At 29.0% G+C, this 16,159-nt stretch carries 12 protein-coding genes; 8 read left to right on the forward strand and 4 right to left on the reverse strand.

Features of this window, described 5'->3' with window-relative positions:
* Positions 1-156 precede the first annotated feature (156 nt).
* Both HGG69_RS00495 and eno read right to left on the reverse strand, forming a co-directional pair.
* A complete protein-coding gene (locus HGG69_RS00495; protein ID WP_169604864.1) occupies positions 157-1,545 on the reverse strand; it encodes an NCS2 family permease in 1,389 nt (462 codons plus the stop codon).
* A 165-nt stretch (positions 1,546-1,710) separates the two neighbouring features.
* The gene (gene eno, locus HGG69_RS00500) at positions 1,711-3,072 is read right to left on the reverse strand and encodes a phosphopyruvate hydratase (protein ID WP_169604865.1); all 1,362 of its coding nucleotides are present in this window, start codon (positions 3,070-3,072) and stop codon (positions 1,711-1,713) included.
* 73 nt (positions 3,073-3,145) lie between these two features.
* Here eno and HGG69_RS00505 point away from each other — a divergent pair, with 73 nt between their 5' ends.
* From HGG69_RS00505 to tig, 3 genes are all read left to right on the forward strand, one after another.
* A complete protein-coding gene (locus HGG69_RS00505; RefSeq protein ID WP_169604866.1) occupies positions 3,146-3,544 on the forward strand; it encodes a hypothetical protein in 399 nt (132 codons plus the stop codon).
* Positions 3,544-4,254, forward strand: coding sequence for a hypothetical protein (locus tag HGG69_RS00510; RefSeq protein ID WP_169604867.1), 711 nt, complete (start codon positions 3,544-3,546; stop codon positions 4,252-4,254). Before HGG69_RS00505 ends, HGG69_RS00510 begins: the two co-directional genes overlap by 1 nt.
* 137 nt (positions 4,255-4,391) lie before the next feature.
* Complete coding sequence (gene tig, locus HGG69_RS00515) at positions 4,392-5,729, forward strand: trigger factor (RefSeq protein WP_169604868.1); 1,338 nt, start codon at positions 4,392-4,394, stop codon at positions 5,727-5,729.
* Positions 5,730-5,760: 31 nt separating this feature from the next.
* On the opposite strand, the gene HGG69_RS00520 is transcribed toward tig, so the two are convergent.
* On the reverse strand, positions 5,761-6,654 hold the full coding sequence (locus tag HGG69_RS00520) for a nucleotidyltransferase (protein ID WP_169604869.1): 894 nt from the start codon (positions 6,652-6,654) through the stop codon (positions 5,761-5,763).
* Positions 6,655-8,916: a hypothetical protein gene (locus HGG69_RS00525; RefSeq protein ID WP_169604870.1), complete on the reverse strand. Its 2,262-nt coding sequence runs from the start codon at positions 8,914-8,916 to the stop codon at positions 6,655-6,657.
* 459 nt (positions 8,917-9,375) lie between these two features.
* Here HGG69_RS00525 and mnmE point away from each other — a divergent pair, with 459 nt between their 5' ends.
* The 5 genes from mnmE to HGG69_RS00545 all read left to right on the forward strand — a co-directional run bounded on the left by mnmE (position 9,376) and on the right by HGG69_RS00545 (position 16,159).
* Positions 9,376-10,695 (forward strand): tRNA uridine-5-carboxymethylaminomethyl(34) synthesis GTPase MnmE, encoded by a 1,320-nt coding sequence (mnmE, locus tag HGG69_RS00530; protein ID WP_169604871.1) that lies wholly within the window; start codon positions 9,376-9,378, stop codon positions 10,693-10,695.
* Positions 10,695-12,038 (forward strand): 23S rRNA (uracil(1939)-C(5))-methyltransferase RlmD, encoded by a 1,344-nt coding sequence (rlmD, locus tag HGG69_RS00535; protein WP_169604872.1) that lies wholly within the window; start codon positions 10,695-10,697, stop codon positions 12,036-12,038. The genes mnmE and rlmD overlap by 1 nt, the downstream gene beginning before the upstream one ends.
* Before the next feature lie 285 nt (positions 12,039-12,323).
* Positions 12,324-14,597: an EcoAI/FtnUII family type I restriction enzme subunit R gene (hsdR, locus tag HGG69_RS00540; protein WP_169604873.1), complete on the forward strand. Its 2,274-nt coding sequence runs from the start codon at positions 12,324-12,326 to the stop codon at positions 14,595-14,597.
* Positions 14,588-14,671: a hypothetical protein gene (locus tag HGG69_RS03180; protein ID WP_336508888.1), complete on the forward strand. Its 84-nt coding sequence runs from the start codon at positions 14,588-14,590 to the stop codon at positions 14,669-14,671. The genes hsdR and HGG69_RS03180 overlap by 10 nt, the downstream gene beginning before the upstream one ends.
* An 18-nt stretch (positions 14,672-14,689) precedes the next feature.
* Complete coding sequence (locus HGG69_RS00545; protein ID WP_169604874.1) at positions 14,690-16,159, forward strand: class I SAM-dependent DNA methyltransferase; 1,470 nt, start codon at positions 14,690-14,692, stop codon at positions 16,157-16,159.

Consider the following 16,159-nt stretch of genomic DNA (forward strand, 5'->3'; position numbering starts at 1 on the left):
AATGTCTCCTTCTGGACTTTTGGGCCGATGGCCAAGGAGTTCCTACCTCGTTATTTTAAATAACGTTGGAATTATATACTAAATACTCGTTTTTAAACAAGATCGAATAAAAAAGCCATAAATTAGCATTTTTAAATATAAAAAAATGCCTTTTCTTTACAAAAGAGGCATTACGATAAAGTAAATTACAAATACTACAGATAATATATACATCATTGGATGTACTTTTTTGTATCTTCCTCTCACAATTTCCATTAATGAGTAAACAATAAATGACATTGCAATTCCGTTTGAAATCGAAAACGTTAGTAACATCATAATTATTGTTGTGAATGAAGCCGCTAGAATAGTAGGGTTCTTGTAATCTAAATATTTTAATTGAGTTGTCATCATTATACCGACTGTGAATAAAACCATTGTGGTAACAGCGGGCGCTGAGAAGACGCTGAATATTGGAAATAAAGCAATCGATAACCCGAATAATAATCCAACCACAATTGCGCTCAATCCTGTTTTTCCACCAAATTTAATTCCGGCTGTTGATTCGATATATACAGTAACCGCTGATGTTCCTAAAACCGCTCCTGATACAGTTGATATTGAATCCATTACTAGACCTTTTCTAGCTCCGATAATTTCTCCGTTTTCATCTTTTTCTAATGAATCTGTCAGTCCCATGAAGGTACCAATAGAGTCAAACATATCAACAAACACCAATGTAACTATTGATGCGATAAGGCTTAATTTTCAGAATGATTTAGTAAACATGGCACTTACACCTTGACCAAACACATCAGCAAACTCACCTAATTTAGAATAATTAAATTCTCTAAATTTTGGTAAACCTTCAATAAATTTTTCAGTAACACCGTAATATATATAATTAATTACAGTACCTAAAACAGCTATTGAAATTATTGAAATAATAAAGTTGAATTTAACGTTTCGAGCAAAAAGAATTAATGAAAGTAATATACCCACAATGGCTAATATTACTGCAGGGTTTGTAAAATCACCTAGGGCTACCAATGTATTGGGATCACTAACAATTATTTTAGCTTCTTTTAAACCGATGAACGCCACAAAAAATCCAATACCAGCACCGATTGCTAATTTTAAATCTTTGGGTATAGCCTTAATAATAATTTTTCTCAAGGGAGTTAATGATATTAATAAAAAGACAAGTCCAGCAAATAATGATACTCCCAAAGCCTCTTGTCATCTAAATTCTAATGACTTAACCAATGTATAAGTAAAGAAAGCATTTATACCCATTCCGGGTGCAAGCCCGATGGGTAAATTAGCAAATAACCCCATTAAAATAGAACCAATAAAAGCGGATATAGCTGTCGCTAAAAACGCCCCACCATATGGCATTGATGATTCAGCTAGTATTGAAGGGTTTACAAATAAAATATAACACATCGCCAAAAACGAAACTACCCCCGAAAGAATTTCTACTTTTATTCTTGTATTACGCTCTTTTATTTTAAAAAACTTTTCAATAGCATCGATTGTCTTAGTTTTGAAATTGGTTTTTTTCACTTTGTCTCTCCGGTTTTTTTCGTTATTTTGTTTTGCTAAAAATTACTGATAGACAGTATTTTTTTATTTTATTAAGAACAACATCATTATAACAACATAGTGGTTTTTTAATGAAAAAAATACAACATTTTTTGTTGTACTTCTTTTTTATATAAAAATGAGCAATTATCTGTTTAAATTGAAAAATGTGTTTTCACCATCGAATTTTGCAACATCACCTAATTCTTCTTCGATAACTAATAATCTGTTGTATTTGGCAATTCTATCAGTTCTTGACACAGATCCAGTTTTGATTTGTCCAGTATTAAATGCAACAGCTAAATCAGCAAGTGTTGTATCTTCAGTTTCACCTGAACGGTGGCTTACGACTGCTGTCATGTTTGCTTTATTAGCCATTTCGATTGCATCAATAGTTTCTGAAAGTGTACCAATTTGATTCATTTTAATTAAAGCAGCATTAATTGATTTATTTTCAATCGCTTTTTTAATAAATGTTGGATTGGTAACAATTAAATCATCTCCAACGATTTGAACTTTATGTCCATATCTTGCGGTCATTTTTTCAAACCCTTCTCAATCTGATTCGGCGTGAGAATCTTCAATTGAAATAATTGGATAAGTTTCAATTAATTTTCCATAGTATTCCACTAATTCATCGCTAGTGAATGAAGATTGAAGTTGGAAGTTTTCAAATCCTTCCATTTTATCTTCAACGGCTTTTTCAAATTTTTTGAATGTGTATTTTTGAGTTTTTTCATCATACAATTCACTTGCAGCAGCATCCAAGGCAATAGCAATAGCCCCTTCACCTGATGTTGCAGGATTATATCCAGCTTCAGTAATAGCTTCTACTAAAAAATTTAACACTTCTTCATGTGTGTGTAAATTAGGTGCAAACCCACCTTCATCACCCACGGTTGCATTTTGTTTTGCCGCTTTTAATAATTTTGCTAAAGTGTGAAATACATGATTAGCCATCATTAAAGCTTCTCTAAATGATTTTGCTCCAACAGGCATAATCATAAATTCTTGGAAATCTATTGTGTTTGAAGCGTGTTCCCCACCATTGATCACGTTCAACATAGGTAAAGGTAATTTAATAGCATTTGTACCACCGATGTAACGATATAACGGCAATTCAAGATCCATAGCAGCAGCTCTTGCCACAGCTAAAGAAACACCTAATGTTGCGTTGGCTCCTAAATATGATTTAAATTCTGTACCATCTAGTTCAATCATTATTTGATCAATTTTTCTTTGTTGGGTAACATCCATTCCAATAATTTCTGGGGCAATTATGTTGTTGACATTATCAACAGCAGACATTACACCTTTTCCACCAAATCAATTTTTTTCGTACTGTGTTCCTTTATCTCTTAATTCCAACGCTTCTCTCGAACCAGTTGAAGCTCCTGAAGGAACTTTGGCTGTGGCTTTAGAATATTCTGTTCAAACTTCGACTTCTATTGTAGGGTTTCCTCTACTATCCAGAATTTCACGCGCTTTTATATTTGTAATCTTAGACATTTTGTTTCCTTTCTCGACAAGTCATAAATATTATTTATAATTATAATGCTTAAAAAGGAATGAGATTAATTTTATGAAATATACAGAAGAAGAAATTTTAGAAGTTTATAATTCATATTCCAAAAAAAGTTTAAATGTGTTTATGTTACTCACACCTTTAAAACTTTTGGGAATCCCAGATTTTTATTTAGGGAAAATATGAAGAGGTTGTTTATTATTAATAAGCACGTTAATAATTTTTGTAGGTTTCATAGTTTCTTATTTAAGAGTAAACGAAAACAACCACACATTATTTTTGGTGTTTATCATTTTAGTAGTACTAGACATAACAGTTTGCATGATGTGAGGTACAGTGGAATTATTCAGGGCGTGAATTGAAAAATTAAAAGATAAAGATGGTAAAAAGTTACTAAAAATGAGTGATAAAAAATTATTAGAACAATACTTACAATCAATAAGGGAGAATAAATAATGGCACAAACTAAAGAACAATTAGCTAAAGAATGAGAAGAATTTTTGACAAATTTAATTAAAATAAAAGAAACAGATCCAGCTTTGGCTTTATATACACTAAAACATGAAAAACGTTTCACAATGACTGAAGTAAGTCCTATTGTGCGTGAAACAGAACAAGCGTTTTTAATTGAAACATTATCAGATAATACAGATTATCCTACAGCGTTAACAGCAGAACAATTAATCAATGAAATTAAAACAGATTTAGTTGATTATTACTTCATGATAATGTATATGAAATTAAAAAATAAAGACATTACCAAACATGCTGCTGATTTTCAATGATTCTTTGAACAAAAAGAAGGAATGCATCAAGAAATATTAACACTTATATGAAATTTATTACATGAAAAAACAATTGATTATGAGTACAAATTTAAAGATATAAGATTGAATCCTTCTAAATTATCAAACATAAATAGCAACAAAGAATTTTTTAAAATTAAAGAAACTTTAAACTCAATGTACGAAAAAAATCCTTCAGAAGGAAAAGTTGCAATACAAGTGTTTGCTAAATTCGCTAACATGTATTGATTGGATATAATCCAAGAAAACAAATTAATGAGTGCGGATATGATTATTAACGTAACAAATGTTTTATTGGGCAATAAAGATAAAACATCATTAAACGCCGAAGAAACAACTCTATATAATTTCTTCATTTAATAAGAACAGTGCTATTTAGCACTTTTTTTATGCAAATATATTTAATTACTTTAAAAAAGTAATAAAAAATAATTTATAATTCTAATGTTTAATCAATTCTTAATTTTATTAAGTATTGACATAAGATAGGAGACATAATGCTAAAAAGAACATTAAACAAAGAAACATCAGAATTAACTATCACAGTTAATGTTGATAAACAAGCTTGATTAGATGCTCAAGCAAAAGCTAAAAAAGATTTAATTGCAAATCTACAAATCCCAGGATTCAGAAAAGGTAAAGTTCCAGCTGACAAAGCTGCAAAACACATTAGCGCTGCTCAAGTTATGGGTAAAGCTATTACTCCAATGTTAGATGAATCAATTAAAAAAGCTGTTGAATTATTAACAGATGAAGACATTATTTTAGACAGCCCAACATACCAACTACCAGTTTGCTCAACAGAAGAACTTGTTATTGAATTTATTTACCCAATGGTTCCAGAAGTTGACATCATTGATTACAAAAAATTAGGTGTAAAAATACCAGCTGTTAAAGTAGAAAAAGAAGATGTTGAAAAATCATTAGAAGCTTTATTACAAGCACACGCTTTATTAATGGATACAGATGAATTAATCCAAGATAAAGACCACGTTAACTTTGACTTCAAAGGATTTTTAGAAGGACAACCATTTGATGGTGGAGAAGCTGAAGGATTCGATTTAGTTATAGGATCAAATTCATTCATTCCTGGATTTGAAGAATCAATGAAATCATTTAAAAAAGGTGACCAAGGAGAGTTTAACATTACTTTCCCTGAAACATACCACATGGAGTTCTTAAAAGGTAAAGAAACAACATTTAAAATTAAAGTTAATAACGTTAAACGTCCTCAATTACCAAAATTAGATGACGAATTTGCAAAAGAAGCTGGAATCGAAAATGTTTCAAACGTTAAAGAGTTAAAAGATTATATGAAAGATCTTGCAACTCGTGAAAAAAACGAAGCTGCTAAAAATACTTTTGCTCAAGAAGCTATCCAAAAAATAGTTGAAGGTTCAAAATACCCATTACCTGAATCAATCATTGCTAAAGAAACAAATCAAAACTTCAAAAGATTTGAAGAACAAATCAAAAACGAAGGAATGAGCTTTGAACAATTCTTAGACGCTACAAAACAAAACAAAAAAACAATTTACGACAACATTAGAAATCAAGCAATTCAAAACTTGAAAATTTCATTCACATACACAGAATTAGCAAAACGCGAACAAATCAAAGTTGAAGATAAAGATTACGAAAAAGAATACGAAAGATTATCAAAACTATACGGAATGTCAGCAGAAGAAGTTGCTAAATACATTACAAAAGAACAAATTCAAATTCCTTTAATTAACTCAAAAATTATTGCTTCATTAGCAAAATACAACGACCCTAAAGGATACGAATTACACTACGCTTCATTATTAGAAGATAAAAAAGAAACTAAAAAATAATTAACAAAAAAACAACCCGCCGGTTGTTTTTTTATCGCTTGTTTAAATAAATGGAAAGAAGAGTTCTTTGTATTCTGTTTTTTGTATATCTTCTGCTTGTGCATTTATCGATAAATTCTTCCATCGTGTCTGACTCGGTGTGTTTTTTAAAAAGATTCTCCATACCTTCAGAAACCATGTGTATTTGCGCAAGTTCAGATGCTTCCGTGTTTAAAATAATATTTTTTAATTCGTGCCAATGATTTTTTAAAGAATCCGGCGCTGTGACAAATTGCACAGGTGAATACATGGAAATATCTTCATTGTTTTCAATCATTTTTCTTAACTTAGTTGCACTTGCGAATTTTTCAATTACTTCTTCGCTGTGAAACGGTAGAGTTCTTTTTAAACAAAAAGGTTGAATGTCGTAATTGTTGAACACAATTTGTTTAACATATTCAAATCCCAATATGTCGTTAGGTTGAGAAAAATCAGATCCTATTAATTCTTTAAGTGCTTCAGCTGAAGATTTTACAAATGAAAAACCTTGTTTTAATCATTTTTTTACTATTTTATTGTACTCATCTAAATTGTTTTTTATTGCTGTGGCTGCTTGAATAAATAAATTTATGTTGTCTGTTTCAGATCCAAAAAAGATTTTATCAATTTGGTTTTGATGTATCAATTCAATGGCTTCTTGAGCAAAAATATGCGCGGCTTGTGTAGAAGCGTGTAACGACATTTTAATAACGGCATCAGCGCCATATTGTAGGGCAAACTGTTTTCGACTTTCAAAACTCATTGTATTGAAATCACCCCTTTGAGTAAAATCATCAGTCAGTATTATATATATTTTTTCGTTAGGAAATTTTTGTTTAGCTTGTTCTAATTGATAAATGTGACCATTGTGAAATGGATTATATTCCGCAACAATAGCTACTGACATTTAATTTTCCACCACAAATATTGAACTGGTTTTACTTACTGATGTTTTATTTAAAATTACAGAAGTATTAATTTCTTCTTCAGTGTTTTTAATTGTTTGAATGTTTACGTTTATACTTGCTTTTGAATCATTATCAAAGTAATTATTAATTAATAATAATAGCTCTCCTTTGTTTACTTTTTGGCCTACTTTAATTTGTGTATTTATAAATTTAAATAAAAGTGCTTGATCACTTCTGTTATATTCAATAGAAATTATTATTCTTACAAAACTGTGACTTAATATTATTTCATTATATTCTGGTGATATGTATTCCACAACACCCTCTACCGGCGCATAAATATTGTTTTTCTTTTGGTTTACATTGAATACAATATTGTCTTTAGTCTTTTCAACTAATGTTCCATAAACAGGTGAATTTATTATAATTTTTTCTTTTGCAAAATCTATTTTTTCAGAACTAAATGTTTTTGTTTCGATACTGTTTTTAACACCCATTAAATGGGTAACATCAACTTCTTGAGTGGTGGAAAGTTCGCTAGAGTTTTCAATTCCTTCTTTATTTATATCAAACATTTGTGTATCGCTAATATTTGAGTATTGTGAAAACTCATCTATTGATTCATTCGGAGCGGCTTTGTCATTTATTTGGTCAAATACAAAAAACTCTTTTGTGTTAATTTCTTTTGCAAAGTCGTTACGTTTATAGAACAACATATAGCTTATCGAATGTGTTTGTTCTGCAGTGATTAATTCAGAATTACAGTTACCAATTCCAGGAGTATTTGGTTTAAATAATTTGGTTCATGCTCAGTATATTAAAATCAAGGCAACACTTATGAAAATAATAGGTCCTAAAAATAATCAAAAGCCGTTTTGAGCCCCCTTTACATAAGGTATGAATCCATTTCTTATCAATTCAATAAACCCACCATTAACAGTTTGAATTTGAACACCGATGTATGCAAACATCAATTGGAATAAAGGCAATATGAATACAAATAAAATAACAAAGAATACTGGTGTAGAGAATAAAACAATATATAGGACTATGTTTTGAGTTCCCAAAAAGAATGAACTAAGTATTGAAGCAATTAATATTTGTGTGGCGAAAAGTTTTTGACCTTTTTCAGCATTACAAATCAATACAATACCAATCATTGGGACAATAAATATAGTTGAAATTAAATTAGCTATTGAGCCGGAACCAAATGAGTAATTATTCAATAGTAATTTGAATCCTTCTCCACTTACGATACCTGCGTTGATTTTTGAAGCCATTGTCATATTGAATAAGAATTTGTCACCATTATTTAATACAATTTCTTTTCCAGATCAATCATTGGCCAATGTGTTGTATAAAATTTCAGTACGTATTTTTAAATTATTATCATCAATAATTCCTAACGCGTCACTTCAATTAGTTTTAGCTACACCGCCTATTGAAGAAACTTGATATACCATGTTATTTTTTGTGAATTGAATAGATTGAGTTAATTCAATATAATCACTATTTAATAGTTTATTTATATTTGAATCAAGACCTAATGGAAATAAGGCTTTTTCAAAACATGCAAATAGAAATGTTTTTGCCAGATTATTTTGTTCTTTTGATAAATGATTTAATAAATATATAACTGAACCCATTATTAGAAAATGTAGTATAACCAATATAAAAATTACAAAAGGTAAAATGTAAAACACTATTCTATTAAAATTTAAAAATTTAAATACTCTGAATTTACTTGTTTTATTTAATAAAACTATGATAATAAACCCAAAAACAATAGCTATAAAAATATTGGGTGATACATTTTTCATTCAATCTATAGAACCAAATAAATCAATAAATCTGTTGTCGACATTTCTATAGAATAGAAAATCAACCGTTCCATTACTATTTTCATGAATGAAAACTGATTGAATACCGATAAAAGTTATCCAACCTAAAATCGATAATACAGACGCAAGTACATATTTTTTTGTAAATGTCGTAGCAATACCGATCGTTACAAATATTGGGAATAAGCTGATTAAAAAGCATGACAATCTTGTAAACATAACAATCGTCTCATTTAATCTGTAAAAGTTATGATCCTCACCTATTTGACGCATTATTCCGAAGAAAATCGATGACACAGTTAAAAAGGCTAATGGTAACAACAATGCTCTTAAAATATCACCTGAATACTTACGTTTTTTGTTAAAAAAAGCAGAAAACATAATTTTATTTTTTATTTTTAGACCTAAAACGCTTTTCATTTTAATCCTTTACTATTTTTTATTAAATTAATATAAATAATTATAGATAACAAAATAATACACAATCAAATTTAGTATAAATAACTACTGAGTTGGGTTTTTTTGAGTTATTTACATTAATAACATTAATTAACAATGATTTTTTATCGACATTTGTTAACCAGAAACAACTAAAACGTGTGCAATTTTTACGAAAATTAGTTAAATAATGAGTTAACTACATTATTTGGAATTTATTATACATTTTGTGTTCGCAATTAATTTTAAAAAAATATTATATATAGTTCATTTTTTGAGTTTTCTACATTTTATACAGCACTTATTATTATTCTTAATCTAATCAATTGCTTACTTGCACTGTTGTTTATTGTCTATTATTATCTACATTCACATATTAGAACAAGAAAAGAAAAAGACAAAGAAGGACGGATTTTTGTTTATTGTTTATAATTATTTATTATGTGAGACACAATAACTGCAATAAGTTCCGGGAAAATTAATCAAGCTATTTCAATAATTAGAATAACAGGTCCTGAAGCTAAACAAATAATTAAAAAAATATTTAAAGGGAAAGAAGGAAAAAATAAAGAAATTACTTTCGGTTATATCTACGATGGTGATAAAAAAGTTGATGAAGTTTTAATCGCGTGATTTTTAGGTACTGATAACTTTATTGGTGAAGATACAATTGAAATCAATGCCCATGGAGGTATTGTTGTTTCGAATATGATTTTAAAATTGATTCTTGCTAACGGTGCTAGAATGGCTCAACCTGGTGAATTTAGTAGAAGAGCTTATCTGAATGGGAAAATGTCATTAATTAAAGCTGAAGCTATTAATGATTTAATTCACGCTAAAACCGAAAAACAAGTTTCAATGTCTATAAGTCGCTTTGATAACAATTTAAACAACTTAATCAATTCATTTTTGGACACTATTTTATATTTAATAGGACATTGCGAAGTAAATATCGATTATCCTGAAATGGATGACATTGCTGAGTTAACAAATGAAGAAATGAAAGAAAAATTAATTTTCTTATCAAATGAAATTGAAAAAATAATAAAAGTATCTGCTAATGCTCAAAAAATATATGAAGGTATAAAAGTGGCTATTATAGGTAGACCTAATGTAGGTAAATCTTCGTTATTAAACGCTCTAATTAAAGAGGATAAAGCAATCGTTACCGATATAGAAGGAACAACAAGAGATTCAGTTGAAGCGAATTTTCAAATCGATGGTGTATTGTTTCAATTGATTGATACAGCCGGTATAAGAGAAACTGTGGATGTAGTGGAAAAAATCGGAATTGAAAAAGCTAAACAAACGATAGAAAAATGTGACATTGTTTTACATGTTATCGATACAACGAAAGAATTAGATTCACAAGATATAGAAATTGAGAAATTATCAAAAAATAAAAAATACATAAGAGTATTTAATAAAGTTGATGTTTCTAATTTTAATGATGAAAAAACTATTAAAATTTCTGCAAAAAATAATCAAATACAAGAACTAGAACAAGTTTTATTAGAAAGTTATAAAGATGTTGATTTAAACAGTGAATATTTAATGTACAACACAAGACAATTAGCTTTAGTTAAAGGAGCACAAATTTCTTTACAAGATGCAATCCAAGGGCTTGAGGATGGTTTTGGACCGGAAGTTGTTATTGTTGATATTCATGAAGCATGAAAAAAAATTGCAAGCATTATCGGAAAGGATACAAACGAAGATTTATTGGATTCTATTTTCAGTAACTTTTGTTTAGGTAAGTAATGCAAAAATATAATATTGGGGATAAATTAAAAAAAATAACTGTTACTGAATTTAGTTATGAAGGTTATGGTGTATATAGAGATGACAACGTAACAATATTGATTGACGGTGCCTTAGAAAATGAAGTTGTTGATATTGTATTAACAAAAGTAAATTCAAAAATTATTTATGCAGATGTTGTTAATATTAAAAAGAAAAGCTCGTCAAGATTGAAAGATATTAATAAAACTATTATTGAAAGTGGTGTTGCGCCACTTGCGATAATTAATTATTCTGAACAACTTTTATTTAAAACAAACGTTGTTAAAACACTTGCGGAAAGACAATTGAATTATTTTGACACCAAAGATATTTTGGCTTGTGAAAAAGAATGGAATTACCGTAATAAAGTAACTGTTTTTGCTGAGTTGAAAAACGGTATGTATAAATTTGGTACATACAAAAGAAATTCGCATAAACTTATCGAAATGAAACAAATGCCCTTGGCTAAAAATGTATTAAATAAAGTATTAATTTGATTGGTTGAAAACTTTAATAAGTTTGATACAAAAAATTCAAGAATTAAAAATATCACAATGAAATGTAATGAAAAAGAGGATTGTGTTCAGGTTGTTTTTTCTTCATACACCAAAACAAATATTGATAAAACATTTATTGATGTTTTTGTAAGTGAAAACCCTGAAATAAAATCAATAATTCAAACTATTGAGAATTTGGATAATAAAAGCGACACATATGGCGCTTTATCAAAGGTTATATTAGGTGAAACACATATTGTTGATTCGATAGAGGACAATAAATTCATTGTCGAATGAAATGCATTTTTTCAAGTCAATCCATATCAAACAAAACATTTATATAAAACAATGGTTTCGAATTTAAACATTACTAAAAATGACATCGTATTAGATGCGTATTCGGGAATAGGAACCATTAGTACCTTTTTATCTAAAAAAGCAAAGAGTGTATATGCTGTTGAGATAGTGGAAGAAGCTGGAAAAAACGGTTATCAATCAGCGCAAATGAACGGTATCGACAACATATTCTTTTACACAGGTAATATTGACGAAGAATTAAAAAACATAAATGATATCGGTGTTGTTTTTGATATTGTTTGTGTTGACCCACCAAGAAACGGTTTAACTAAAGAATTCATTGATTTAATATCAATGCATAAACCTAGAGGAATTGGTTACATAAGTTGTAATCCACATACATTGATTAGGGATTTGAAATTATTTAAAGATAAAGGTTATAAAATTAAAATGATACAACCTGTTGATATGTTTCCTCAAACACATCATATTGAATGTGTAGCAATATTGGAAAAGATTAATCAATAAAATTTAAGTAAATATTCAAAAGAGGAATTAATATGAAACGAAAATGATATCAAATACTTGCTCATATACTTTGACACGTAATTTTTACTATTTTTCGCTGAAAATAAATCAATTAAAATCAAAATTAAATTTTTAACATAAATTCACTGAAAAAGTGAATTTATTTTTAATAAAAAAAGATAATATTGGTCAGTTGATATATTATTTAATATATCCCTATTGTTAAAAATAGATAATAAATGTTCATTGATATAGAAAAAAAATAATAATTTACAGAGGTGTACAATGGAATGCATTCAAAATAAAAAACAAATGAGCGAAGAAGATATTAAATTGAAATTTATAACACCAGCTATTGAAAAAGCTGGTTGAGATAAGTTTGAGAATATTGTAATGGAACATTCTTTTACTGATGGAAGAATTATCCTGAGAGGCGATAAAGCTATAAGAGGTAAAGGGAAAAAAGCCGACTATGTTTTGTATTATAAAAAAAATAAACCATTAGCAATTGTTGAAGCAAAAGCTAATATTTACTCATTAAGACACGGTATAGAACAAGCGATTGAATATGGTGATATTCTGGATATTCCTTTTGTTTACAGTTCTAACGGAGATGGGTTTTTAGAACATGACATGTTAAAAGGTGTTGAAAGAGAAATTAAGTTAGACGAATTTCCATCAAAGGAAGAATTGTGAAATCGTTATATATCATTCAAACAATTAGATGCAGAAGATCAGGAATTGATACTGCAACCATACTACTTTAGTAAAGGTGATAAAACTCCGAGATATTATCAACAAGTCGCTATCAACAGAACAATAGAAGCTGTTGCTAAAGATCAAAAGAGAATATTGCTAACTATGGCTACAGGTACTGGTAAAACTTACACAGCATTTCAAATTATTCATAAACTATGAAAATCTGGCAATAAGAAAAAAATCTTATACTTAGCTGACAGAAATATTCTTATAGATCAAACAATCAATCAAGATTTTGCCCCATTTAAAAAAGTCATGACTAAAATAGAAGGTAAAAAGTTAGATAGTTCGTATGAGATATTTTTATCTTTATATCAACAATTAGTTGGGTATGATGGAGAAGAAGATCCTTTCTTACAATTTAAACCAGACTTCTTTGATTTGATTGTTATTGATGAGTGTCATAGAGGATCTGCCAAAGAAGATTCTGAGTGAAGAAGAATACTAGATTACTTTAGTTCAGCTACACAAATCGGTATGACTGCCACACCTAAAGAAACTAAAGATGTTTCTAATTCAAGTTATTTTGGAGAACCAATATATACTTACTCACTTAAACAAGGAATTGACGATGGTTTTTTAGCACCTTACAAAGTTGTTAGAATCGGTATTGATATTGATATTGATGGTTGAAGACCAAATAAAGGTCAATTAGATGAGTCGGGTAAATTGATTGAGGATAGAATATATAATGTTAGTGATTACGACAGACATATTGTTATTGATGACAGAACACAGTTAGTTGCCAAAAGAATAACACAGTATTTAAAATCAATAAACGACAGATTTGCAAAAACAATTGTCTTCTGTGTTGATATTGATCACGCCGAAAGAATGAGACAAGCACTTGTTAATGAAAATTCAGACTTGGTTGCAAAAGATAATCGTTACATTATGAGAATTACTGGAGATAATCCCATTGGAATAGCACAACTGGACAATTTCATTGATGCTGAAAGCAAATATCCTGTAATTGTTACAACTTCAAGATTAATGACTACTGGAGTGGATTGTAAAACATGTAAAGTAATTGTTCTTGAAAGTAATATAAATTCAATAACTGAGTTTAAACAAATTATAGGACGTGGTACTCGTTTAAAACCTGATTGTGGTAAGGAATTTTTTACAATATTAGATACAAGGGGTTCTTGCAGATTGTTTGCAGATCCAGATTTTGATGGTGAACCAATTAGTAATATTTTATTTAAACCAGGTGAAGAAATTGAATTAACTGAAGATGAATTAAATGAAATCATTAAAGAAGCTGAAGAAAAAGAAATGAATAAAGAAATCGAAGATACTGACAGCAATAAAGTGAAATATATCGTTAATGACGTTGAAGTTAATATAGTAAATGAAAGAATTCAATATTACGACAAAGAGGGTAGATTAATTACTGAAAACTTAATTGATTATTCTAAGAAAAATATATTAGGGGAGTTTGCCACTCTTGAAAGTTTTATCAATAAATGAAAATCGGAACCTAAAAAGAAAGCGATAATAGAAGAATTACAAGAACAAGGTGTGCTTTTAGAAGCATTAAGAGATGCTGTGGGTATTGCAAATATTGATGACTTTGACTTAATTTGTCATGTAGCCTTTGATCAAAAACCACTAACCAGAAAACAAAGAGCAAACAAAGTTAAAACACAAGGATATTTACAAAAATATTCAGAGAAAGCCAGAAAAGTTTTAGACAGTTTATTAGATAAATACATGGAAAATGGAATTGATGATTTAGAGGATATTTCAATACTTCAAATGATCCATTTAGACAATATGGAAACCCAATGAAAATAGCTGATCTATTCGGTAGCAAACAAGCTTACCTAGATGCTATTAAAGAATTAGAAAAACAATTATATGCACTATAGTAAGGAGAATTAAATAATATGAGTATATCTAATATAGTTAAGAGGTTACAAGACATCATGCGTAATGACGCTGGTGTTAATGGTGATGCACAAAGAATTGAGCAAATGGTTTGAATTCTCTTTTTAAAAGTTTATGACTCTAAAGAAAAGATGTGAGAATTTAATGATGATTATTTTAAATCAATCATCCCACAAGAGTTAAGATGAAGAAACTGAGCTGTAGATAATAAAGATGGAAACGCTATGACTGGTGAAGTTTTATTGGACTTTGTCAATAATAAATTGTTCCCAACTTTAAAAAACATTGAAATTGATTCAAAAACACCAATGAGTAAAGCAATAGTTAAAACAGCGTTTGAAGATAGCAACAACTACATGAAAGACGGAGTTCTTTTAAGACAAGTAATTAATGTTATTAATGAAATAGATTTTACTGAATACGAAGAAAAACATGCTTTTGGTGAAATATATGAAACAATTTTAAAAAGCTTACAAGCTGCAGGTAATGCAGGTGAATTTTACACCCCTAGAGCTGTAACAGATTTCATAGCACAAATGTTACAACCAAAATTAGGAGAAACTGTAGCTGATTTTGCAATTGGTACAGGTGGATTCATAACATCAGTATTAAAGGAACTAGATAAACAAGTAAGTTCTGCTGAAGATAGAGAAATATATCAAAATTCAGTATTTGGAATTGAGAAAAAATCATTACCTTATTTACTTTGCATCACCAACTTACTCTTACATGATTTAGACAACCCGAATATTCTACATGGAAATACATTAGAAAAAAATGTTAGAGATTATAAAAATAGCGATAAGCACGATATCATAATAATGAATCCACCTTACGGGGGTAGTGAAAAAGAAATTATTAAAATGAATTTCCCTGCTGAGTTAAGAAGTGGTGAAACTGCTGATTTATTCATGGCTGTTATTATGTATAGATTAAAACGTAACGGTAGAGCAGCGGTAATTATTCCTGATGGGTTTTTATTTGGAACTGAAGGGGCAAAATTTCATATTAAGAAAAAATTATTGTCTGAATTTAATTTACACACAGTTATTCGTATGCCTAGCGGTGTATTTGCTCCGTATACTTCAATTACAACTAATATATTGTTTTTTGATAACACCGAACCAACAACTAACACCTGATTCTATAGAGTTGATGCGCCTGAAGGATATAGAAGCTTTTCAAAAACAAAACCCATGTTTCCTCGTCATTTAAATAATTTGCGAGAATGATGAAAAAATAAAAAAGAAATTGAAGTTGATGGTTTTTATAAAGCTAAAAAATATACAATACATGAATTAACTGAAAAAAAATTCAATTTAGATTTATGTGGCTATCCTCACGAAGAAGATGCAGTTTTAAATCCTGAAGAATTTGTAACAAAATATCAGGAAATACGAGCTAATTTGAATGCTGATATGGATAAAATTGTAGAACAGATTGCCGACATTTTTGGAGTAAAAAAATAG

It is taken from the genome of Mycoplasma phocoenae (assembly GCF_012934855.1).
Lineage (GTDB): Bacteria > Bacillota_I > Bacilli_A > Mycoplasmatales > Metamycoplasmataceae > Metamycoplasma > Metamycoplasma phocoenae.